Raw genomic sequence first — 8,375 nt, forward strand, 5'->3', positions numbered from 1 at the left:
GGGGGGGGGGGGGGGGGGGGGGGGGCGGGGGCGGGCCCCCCCCCCCCTCCCAACCCGGCCCTACACCCCCACGCCGGGGTCCCGGGGCCGCCCGGGGGCGGCGGGCCCCCCGACGGGAAGACAACCGAGCGGGGGAGGCCCCCAAGGGCCATGTCCGATTCCCGCCAGTCGTGCCTCCTCCGGTGCCGCAGACTGGACAGCGTGATCGACGACGACATCCGGTACCGAGCCGTGGACAGCCGGGACTCCCGCTTCGACGGGGTCTTCTTCACGGCCGTCACGACGACCGGCATCTACTGCCGACCGAGCTGCCCCGCCGTGACGCCCAAGCGCACCAACTGCGTCTTCTACCCCAGCGCCGCCGCCGCCCAGGGCGCCGGTTTCCGCGCCTGCCGCCGTTGCCGGCCCGACTCGGTGCCCGGCTCGCCCGAGTGGAACCACCGCGCCGACCTGGTCGGCCGGGCGATGCGCCTGATCGGCGACGGCGTCGTCGACCGCGAGGGCGTCGCCGGCCTCGCCCACCGCCTCGGCTACAGCGCCCGCCAGCTGCAGCGCCAGCTCACCGCCGAACTCGGCGCCGGCCCGATCGCGCTCGCCCGCGCCCGCCGTGCCCAGACCGCCCGGCTGCTCCTCCAGACCACCGAACTCCCGGTCACCGACGTCGCGTTCGCGGCCGGCTTCGCCTCCGTCCGGCAGTTCAACGACACCGTCCGCGAGGTCTACGACCGCACCCCGAGCGGCCTGCGCGCCGAGGTCGCGGCCGGCCGCCGCGTCGCGACCCCGGCCGGCGGCCTGACCCTGCGTCTCGCCTACCGCGGCGCGCTCGACAGCGACCACCTGATCGACTTCCTCGCCCTGCGCGCCGTCCCCGGCGTGGAGGAGGTCGTCCCCGGCACGCGCCCCGGCGTGCGCACCTACCGCCGCACCCTCGGGCTCCCGTACGGCCACGGCATCGCCGAGGTCGACGGGCTCGCGCCGGGCGACGAGCGCACCCGCGGCTGGCTCGACTGCCGCCTGCTCCTCACCGACCTGCGCGACCTGCCGACCGCCGTCCAGCGCCTGCGCGTCCTGTTCGACCTCGACGCGGACCCGGACGCCGTTGACGAGCAGCTCGGCGCCGACGTGCTCCTCGGCCCGCTGGTCCGCGAGCGCCCCGGGCTGCGCTCGCCCGGCCACGTCGACCCCCACGAACTCGCCGTCCGCGCCGTGCTGGGCCAGCAGATCACCGTCGGCGCGGCCCGCACCCTCGCGGGCCGCCTCGCCGAGAAGTACGGCACCGCCCTGCCCGAGCCGAACGGCGGCCTGCGCCTGCTCTTCCCGACGGCGGCCGCCCTGGCCACCGCCGACCCCGAGGACTTCGCGATGCCCGCCGCCCGCCGCCGGGCGCTCACCGGCCTGTGTGCCGCCCTCGCCGAGGGCGTGGTCCGGCTCGACGGCGGCGTCGACCGGGAGGAGTCGGCCGCGCAGCTGATGGCCCTGCCCGGCATCGGCCCGTGGACGGTCGGCTACCTGAGGATGCGGGCCCTCGCCGACCCCGACGTCTTCCTCCCGAGCGACATCGGCGTCAAGCACGGCCTGACCCGCCTCGGCGCCCCCGGCGACCCCAAGTCCGCCGCCCGCGCCGCCGAGGCGTGGGCCCCCTGGCGCTCCTACGCGGTCCACCGGCTGTGGGCCGGGCCCGCGAGCACCACCAGCACCGGAACGGAGAACGCACGAGCATGACCACCACCGTCTTCACGACCATGGAGAGCCCCTTCGGGCAACTGCTGCTGAGCGGCGTCCGGCCCGACGGGGGCGGTCCGGCCGCGCTGGCCACCGTCACCGCCCCCGGCCAGAAGTACGCCCTCGCCGAGCCCGCCGACGACTGGGTCCCCGACCCGGAGGCGCTCGCCGAGCCCGTGGCCCAGCTCGCCGCCTACTTCGCCGGTGAGCGCACGGAGTTCGACCTGCCGCTCGCCCCGGAGGGCACCGAGTTCCGGCGGCGGATCTGGGCGGCCCTGGACGACATCCCGTACGGCAAGACCGTCACGTACGGCCAACTCGCCGCCATGGCGGGGGAGTCGCCGCGGGCCGTGCGCGCCGTCGGCGGGGCCGTGGGCGCCAACCCGCTGCTCATCGTCCGCCCCTGCCACCGCGTCCTCGGGGCCAACGGCGCCCTGACCGGCTTCGCGGCCGGTGTCGACCGCAAGCGCTGGCTCCTGGAGATGGAGAGCGGCACCCTGTTCTGAGCCCGAGTCCTACGAGGACTACGCCTGCAGGTCGACGCGCCAGTTGTGGCTGCGCATGAAGCGGCCGGGCGGGAACTCGAAGTCCGTCTCCCCGAGGAGCGTGAAGCCGGCCTTCTCGCAGACGGCGTTCGACGCGGGGTTGTCGACTGACGGGAAGGCGTGCAGGTACCGGTGCCGGGCCTCGCGGCGGGCGGCGGCGACGGCCGCGCGGGTCGCCGCGACGGCGTGGCCCCGGCCCTGGAAGGGCGGGAGGACGTTCCACCCCATCTCGTGGACCGTCGCGCCCTCCCACGTCCGGGTGCCGTAGCCGACGGTGCCGACGGACTCGCCGCCGGGCAGCAGCACGATCCGGTACATGCAGCCCAGGCCGGAGGGGACGAAGTCGAGGTAGCGGGCGTGCCGGACGAGCAGCTGCTCCTCGCTCTCCGGACCGCCGACGTGCGTCTTCATCTCCGGCGTGTTGACCCGGCGCAGCAGCGCGAGGTCGGCGTCCGTCCAGGGTTCGAGGTGTACCTGTGCCGCGGTGGTGCTCGGTATAGGGGTCATGGCGCGGACGTTAGCGCCTGCCGGACTGCTGCGACCAGCGGTTATTCGGCGGTCGGGGTGGGTCCGGCGAGGGCGCGGGCGAGCTGGTCGAGGGCGGGCAGGGCCTGGACGACGGCATCGCGGTCGGCGGGGGCGAGGGTGCCGAGGGCGTCGGCGATGCGGCGTTCGTGGGCGTGCTGCCAGTCGTCGAGCTGGCGCTGTCCGGCGGGGGTGAGGGCGATGCGGGCGGTGCGGCGGTCGCCGGGGTCGGCCTGGCGGTCGACGAAGCCGGCGTCGAGGAGTTTGCCGACGAGGCCGCTGACGGTGTTGGGGGCGAGCCGCTGGCGGGCGGCGAGTTCGCCGACCCGCAGGGGTGCGGCGGCGAGGCTCTGGAGGAGTTCGACCTGGGCCATGGGGAGGGATTCCCACGGGTAGTCGGTGCGGATGCTGCTGCGCAGGGCGCGGCGCAGGCGGGTGACGACGTCGGTCAGCCGGCGGGCGTGTTCGACCGACGTTTCGGGGGTTCCGGTGGCGGAGTCGGGAACGTGCGGTGACGACGGCATGGCGGACAGCGTATCGCCTGGTACGGACGCTCCGGCCGGCCCGGTGGGGGGTGCCCGGGGCCCGTTCGTGCGCGCCCTCCGGGTGCCGTGCGCGCCCGCTACGCCCCGTACGCATCTGGTGCCGATCAGGTCGTAGAGAGAACATATCTGCATCCGATATATTGAGTGCCATGAACGCCACCGCTCTTGCCGTGCGGCTGCTCACCGAGCGCCCCAGGCCCCGCGGCATAGCCGGCTGGCGCCACGCCCACTGGCTGGCCGTCGGCACCGTGTGTCTCGGCGCCTTCCTCGGGCAACTCGACGCCAGCGTGATCGCTCTGGTCTTCCCGGCGCTCGGCCGCCACTTCGACGCGGGCTTCGCCGCCGTCGAGTGGGTCGCCCTCGCCTACCTGCTCGTCCTGGTCGCCCTGCTGGCCCCGATCGGCTGGCTGTCCGACCTGGTGGGCCGCAAGACGATGTACATCGCCGGCTTCGCCGTCTTCGGCCTGTCCTCGCTCTGCGCCGGGTTCGCGGGGAGCCTCTGGATCCTGGTCGGCTGCCGGGCCGTGCAGGCCGTGGGCGCCGCGATGATGCAGGCCAACAGCGTCGCCCTGGTGGCGCGCGGCGTGCCCGAGCACGCGATGCGGCGGGCGCTGGGCATCCAGGCCGCCGCCCAGGGCCTCGGGCTGGCGCTCGGGCCGAGCGTCGGCGGGCTGCTCGTCGAGCACGCGTCGTGGCAGTGGGTGTTCTGGGTCAACGTGCCGATCGGCGCGCTCGGCATCGTCGCCGGCTGGTACCTACTGCCGCGTACGAGGACGGAGCACGTGCGGACGGAGCACGTGCGGACGGAGCACGCGCGGACGGAGCGCACGACGATGGATCGTGCTGCCGTCGTGCCCCGGCCCCGCGGGCCCCGCAGGCCCCGTGAGAAGGCGCCCCGCTTCGACTTCCCCGGGATGCTGCTGATCACCGGTGCCACGACGGCGCTGCTGCTCGCCCTGTCCACGGCCTCCGGCCTGCCGCTCCCCGGCTGGCTCGTCGCCGTCCTCCTCGTCGTCGCCGCGGTCCTGACGCAAGCGCTGGTGCGCCAGGAGCAGCGGGCCGCCCGGCCGATCCTGGCGCCCGGGCTGGTCAACACGCCGGGCGTGCGGTCCGGGCTGGTGGTCGCGCTGATCGGGTACCTGCTGCTGTTCTGCCCGCTCGTGCTGGGGCCGGTGCTGCTGACCGGCGCGGGTGTGTCGACGGCCGGTGCGGGCCTGGTGATCACGCTGCTGCCGGCCGCGTTCGCGCTCGCCGCGACGGTCGGCGGCGGGCTGCTGCCGCGCGGCTGGTCGGACGTGACCAGGTGCCGCTTCGGTGCGCTGCTGGCGGGAGCCGGGCTGCTGCTGTTCGCCGTGCTGCCGGTCTCGGGCGGGGTGTCGGCGGCCCCGCTGCTGGTCGCCGGGTACGGTCTGGGCCTGCTGCTGCCGGCGAACAACGCGCTGGTGATGCGGGCGATCCCGGCGGCGTGCTCGGCGGTCGGCGGCGGCATGGTGAACATGGCGCGCAGCCTGGGCACGGCGCTCGGGATGGCGCTGTCCGTCCTCGGTGTCCATCTGGCGGGCGCGGCGTCCGGTGGGCGGACGGTGCTGCTCGTCCTCGCGGGGGTCGCGGCGGCAGCAGCCGTCCTCGCCCGTCCGGCCCGCCGGGGCCCGTTCCCGAAGCGCGACTAGGACACGGCGTTCAGCGCGTCCTGGGCCCGGTTGAGGCCGCGCTGCACGAGGGTCTCCACCGCGTCCGCGCAGCGGTCCAACACGTCGGGCAGGGCGGCGAGTTCGTCCTCCGAGAACTTCTTCAGGACGAAGTCGCCGATGCTCTGCCCCTTCGGCGGGCGGCCGAGGCCGAAGCGCAGCCGGACGAAGTCGCGGGTGCCGAGGACGTCGCCGACGGAGCGCACGCCGTTGTGCCCGCCGGGGCCGCCGCCGCGCTTGAGCTTGCAGGAGCCGAACGCGAAGTCGAGGTCGTCCTGGACCACCACCAGCTGCTCGACGGGTACGCCGTGGCGCCGCATCAGGCCGGCCACCGGGCGGCCCGACAGGTTGATGAACCACTGCGGCTTGACGAGCAGCACCCGCCGGCCGTCGACCTCGATTTCGGCGACCTGGCTGCCGATCGCGCGTCGCCGGAACCGCGCGCCGTGCCGCTCGGCGAGCCGGTCGACGGCGAGGAAGCCCGCGTTGTGCCGGGTGAGTCGGAACCAGGGGCCGGGGTTGCCCAGGCCGGCGACGAGCCAGGGGGTGTCGGGGGTCATCTCTGCTGCTCCAGGGTTGGGGGGATCAGGGGGATTCGGGGGGTCAGGGGGAGAGGGGCGGGAAAAAGAAAGCGGGTGCGGTGGGGACGGAACGTTCCGTCCCCACCGCACCCCCGGCCCGTCGGGCCGTGCGGACGCGGGTCAGGATGCGGGCACGCCGGGGGCGGCGCCGCGCTCCTTGAGCATGTCGGTCATCAGGTCCAGCTCGGAGGTCTGGGCGACCACCATCGACTGGGCGAGCCGCTTCTCGCTGTCGTTCTTCGACAGGTCCACGTAGCCCTGGGCCATCGCGACGCCGCCCTTGTGGTGCTCGATCATCAGCTGGAGGTAGTACACCTCGGCGTCCTTGCCGCTGAGCGTGCGCAGCTTGGCCAGCTGGGCGTTGGTCGCCATGCCGGGCATCAGCGAGCCGTCGTGGGCCTGGTAGTCGTGGTCCATCCTCATCCACGCCATCGGCTTGGCCGGCGAGTGCTGCGACAGCCCCCACTGGTCGAGCCAGCCCATCATCATGCCGCGCTGGTTGGCCTGGGTGTTGATGACGTCGAACGCCAGGGTGCGAGTCGGCTCGTCGGAGGTGCGGTCCCGGACGATGAACGACAGGTCCACCGCCTGCTGGTGGTGGGTCGCCATGTCGCGGGCGAACCCGGCCTCGGGCGAGTCGTCCGCCGGGACGGCCAGCGAGGACGAGCCGGAGGCCGACGTCCCGCTCGCCACCAGGGCCGGCACCCCGAGCGCCAGCGCGACGGCGGCGGCCAGCGCGGCCGGCCACCACAGCCGGCGCCGGGGTCGCGCGACGGCCTGCGGCTCGTCGGCGGCCGTGGGCTTCGGCTCGCCGGTCACATCTGCCCCATGGTGCAGGAGGCGCCCGGCTCCTGCGTCTGCTTGCCCTGGACGTACTTGGTGAAGAACTGGTTCACCCGGGGGTCGGAGGCGCTGTCGACGACGAGCTGGGTGCTCCAGGCGTTCAGGGTGATGGTGCCCTGCTCGTCCGGGTAGGGGCTCATGAGCGAGTACGGGGTGGCCTTGACCTTGTCGGAGAGGGTCTTGATGTCGTCCGGGGTGGCCTTGCCGTTGTAGGTCACCCAGACCGCGCCGTGCTCCAGCGAGTGGACGGCGCGCTCGTTCTCGACCGGCTGGTCGTAGACGTGGCCCATGCAGTCGAGCCAGATCGCGTTGTGGTCGCCGCCGACCGGCGGGGTCATCGGGTAGGTGACCTTCTCCTTGACGTGGTTGCGGCTCAGGTCGCCGAAGGTCTTCACGCCCGGGATGTCGGCGTTGGCGGCGGCCTCCTGCGCGTGCTTCTTGTCGCTCTGGTCCTTGAGGACCCAGGCGATCGCGCCGCCGGTGCCGGCGACCAGGACGCACGCCGCCACGATCGCGACGATCTTGTTGCGGCGGTCGCGGCGCTGCTCGACGGCGCGCAGCTCGGCGATCCGGGCGCGGCGGTCGAGGCCGGCCTGCTGCTTGTTCTTGCTGGACTGCTTGGAGGCGGAACCCATGGTGGTTGTCCTTGTCCCTGCGCGCGCCCGGCTGGGCGCGGCGGTCGGCTGAGGTGGGGGTGGGGCGGATCCGTCCGGTGGTGGACGGCGGGTTCCGCTCAGGAGCGGTGCACCTGGAGTTCGTGCAGATCGGGTGCGGGGTGCGGGCCGACGAGCAGCCCGGCGGGGGCGACCCGGGGTAGCGCCTCGGGCGCCGACGTGTGCGGTGACAGCACGGGCTGCGGCTGCGGCGGCGGGTTCGGCAGCTGGGCGTCCTGGCCGCAGTACGGGTGGCTGGAGCAGCCGTTGTCGCGCTGCGGCGGACGGCCGTCGGCCGAGCACCACGTCCAGCGGCGCGGTCCGTCGAGGTGCAGGTGGTGGTCGGCGGGCTTGGCGGCCTTGGCACTGTGGCCAGTGGCGGCGCCCGCAGCGGCCGTGGCGGAGACGACGGTCACGGTGGTGGCCACCGTGACGGTGCTCGCCGTCGCGGCGGCCTGGTCGGTGGCCATCGCGCGGCCCGTGCACGGCAGCGCCGTCAGCAGTCCGACCAGCAGCAGGATCCACAGCACACCCGCCGGGCGGCCCGCCACTGCGGCCCTCCCCGGTCGGGGCGAGCTGGGGGCCGACGCGGTCATGGGCACATTTAATCAGCCGAACGAGTGATGCGATGCCCCTCCTCTGGCCCCATTTTCGGCCCCCAATGGCACCGAACGGCACGGAAACACCCTGCTCCGGGCACTTCCGGCAAGCAGGGACGGAACGGTAGCGGACGCGGCGGCGGACCGGGTGGCCGGGAACGTTCCGGCCGGTGTCCGGTTGTCGCCGAAACCCGGACAGCGTCGTTGCACTTGGAGACAATGACGTCGAGTCCGGCCCCGCCGGGGGCGGCGCGACCACGGACCGACCAGGAGCCGCCAGATGACCAAACAGGGTGCACCCGCACAGCCCCACCGGCCCGACGACGGGTGGTGGGACGCCGTCTACGACGGCCCGGCGGGCACCCTCCCGGACACACCCGGGGCGGACCCGGGCGACGGCAGCGTCGACGACTGGTTCGACACGGCGGCGGGCCTGATCGCTCCGCAGCGCACCGGCGAGCAGGCGGAGGAGGCGGCAGCGGCCGCGGCGGTGGCGCCCGTGGGCGGGCGGGACAGCATCGACGACTGGTTCGACACCGCGCTGGACGTGATCGGCCAGCCGGTCGCGCCGACGCCGGCGCCGGCGCCGGCGGCCGAGGCTGCACCGGCACCGGCACCCGCCCCCGCACCCGCACCCGCACCCGCCCCCGCACCCGCACCCGGACCCGCACCGA

At 74.6% G+C, this 8,375-nt stretch carries 9 protein-coding genes and 1 pseudogene; 4 read left to right on the forward strand and 6 right to left on the reverse strand.

Features of this window, described 5'->3' with window-relative positions:
* Positions 1-150: 150 nt before the first annotated feature.
* Together AB0O00_RS23225 and AB0O00_RS23230 are read left to right on the forward strand one after the other, a co-directional pair.
* The gene (locus AB0O00_RS23225; RefSeq protein WP_363654701.1) at positions 151-1,722 is read left to right on the forward strand and encodes an AlkA N-terminal domain-containing protein; all 1,572 of its coding nucleotides are present in this window, start codon (positions 151-153) and stop codon (positions 1,720-1,722) included.
* Complete coding sequence (locus tag AB0O00_RS23230; RefSeq protein ID WP_363654703.1) at positions 1,719-2,228, forward strand: methylated-DNA--[protein]-cysteine S-methyltransferase; 510 nt, start codon at positions 1,719-1,721, stop codon at positions 2,226-2,228. Before AB0O00_RS23225 ends, AB0O00_RS23230 begins: the two co-directional genes overlap by 4 nt.
* Before the next feature lie 18 nt (positions 2,229-2,246).
* On the opposite strand, the gene AB0O00_RS23235 is transcribed toward AB0O00_RS23230, so the two are convergent.
* Both AB0O00_RS23235 and AB0O00_RS23240 read right to left on the reverse strand, forming a co-directional pair.
* A complete protein-coding gene (locus AB0O00_RS23235) occupies positions 2,247-2,774 on the reverse strand; it encodes a GNAT family N-acetyltransferase (RefSeq protein ID WP_363654705.1) in 528 nt (175 codons plus the stop codon).
* Between the two features lie 41 nt (positions 2,775-2,815).
* Complete coding sequence (locus tag AB0O00_RS23240) at positions 2,816-3,316, reverse strand: MarR family transcriptional regulator (protein WP_363654707.1); 501 nt, start codon at positions 3,314-3,316, stop codon at positions 2,816-2,818.
* Positions 3,317-3,486: 170 nt separating this feature from the next.
* Here AB0O00_RS23240 and AB0O00_RS23245 point away from each other — a divergent pair, with 170 nt between their 5' ends.
* A complete protein-coding gene (locus tag AB0O00_RS23245) occupies positions 3,487-5,007 on the forward strand; it encodes an MFS transporter (RefSeq protein WP_363654709.1) in 1,521 nt (506 codons plus the stop codon).
* Here the strand turns inward: AB0O00_RS23245 and pth are convergent.
* The 4 genes from pth to AB0O00_RS23265 all read right to left on the reverse strand — a co-directional run bounded on the left by pth (position 5,004) and on the right by AB0O00_RS23265 (position 7,653).
* Positions 5,004-5,585 carry an aminoacyl-tRNA hydrolase gene (pth, locus tag AB0O00_RS23250; protein ID WP_363654711.1) on the reverse strand — a complete coding sequence of 194 codons (582 nt, stop codon included), beginning with the start codon at positions 5,583-5,585 and terminating at the stop codon, positions 5,004-5,006. The genes AB0O00_RS23245 and pth overlap by 4 nt on opposite strands.
* A 141-nt stretch (positions 5,586-5,726) precedes the next feature.
* The gene (locus AB0O00_RS23255) at positions 5,727-6,425 is read right to left on the reverse strand and encodes a DUF305 domain-containing protein (RefSeq protein ID WP_363654713.1); all 699 of its coding nucleotides are present in this window, start codon (positions 6,423-6,425) and stop codon (positions 5,727-5,729) included.
* Positions 6,422-7,084, reverse strand: coding sequence for a DUF3105 domain-containing protein (locus AB0O00_RS23260; protein ID WP_363654715.1), 663 nt, complete (start codon positions 7,082-7,084; stop codon positions 6,422-6,424). The genes AB0O00_RS23255 and AB0O00_RS23260 overlap by 4 nt, the downstream gene beginning before the upstream one ends.
* Positions 7,085-7,182: 98 nt before the next feature.
* Positions 7,183-7,653 (reverse strand): hypothetical protein, encoded by a 471-nt coding sequence (locus tag AB0O00_RS23265; RefSeq protein WP_363654717.1) that lies wholly within the window; start codon positions 7,651-7,653, stop codon positions 7,183-7,185.
* A gap of 328 nt (positions 7,654-7,981) precedes the next feature.
* On the opposite strand from AB0O00_RS23265, the pseudogene AB0O00_RS23270 reads away from it, so the two are divergent.
* Positions 7,982-8,375, forward strand: a pseudogene (locus AB0O00_RS23270) (hypothetical protein); the annotation flags it as partial.

This window comes from Kitasatospora sp. NPDC093558 (assembly GCF_040683475.1).
Taxonomy (GTDB): domain Bacteria; phylum Actinomycetota; class Actinomycetes; order Streptomycetales; family Streptomycetaceae; genus Kitasatospora.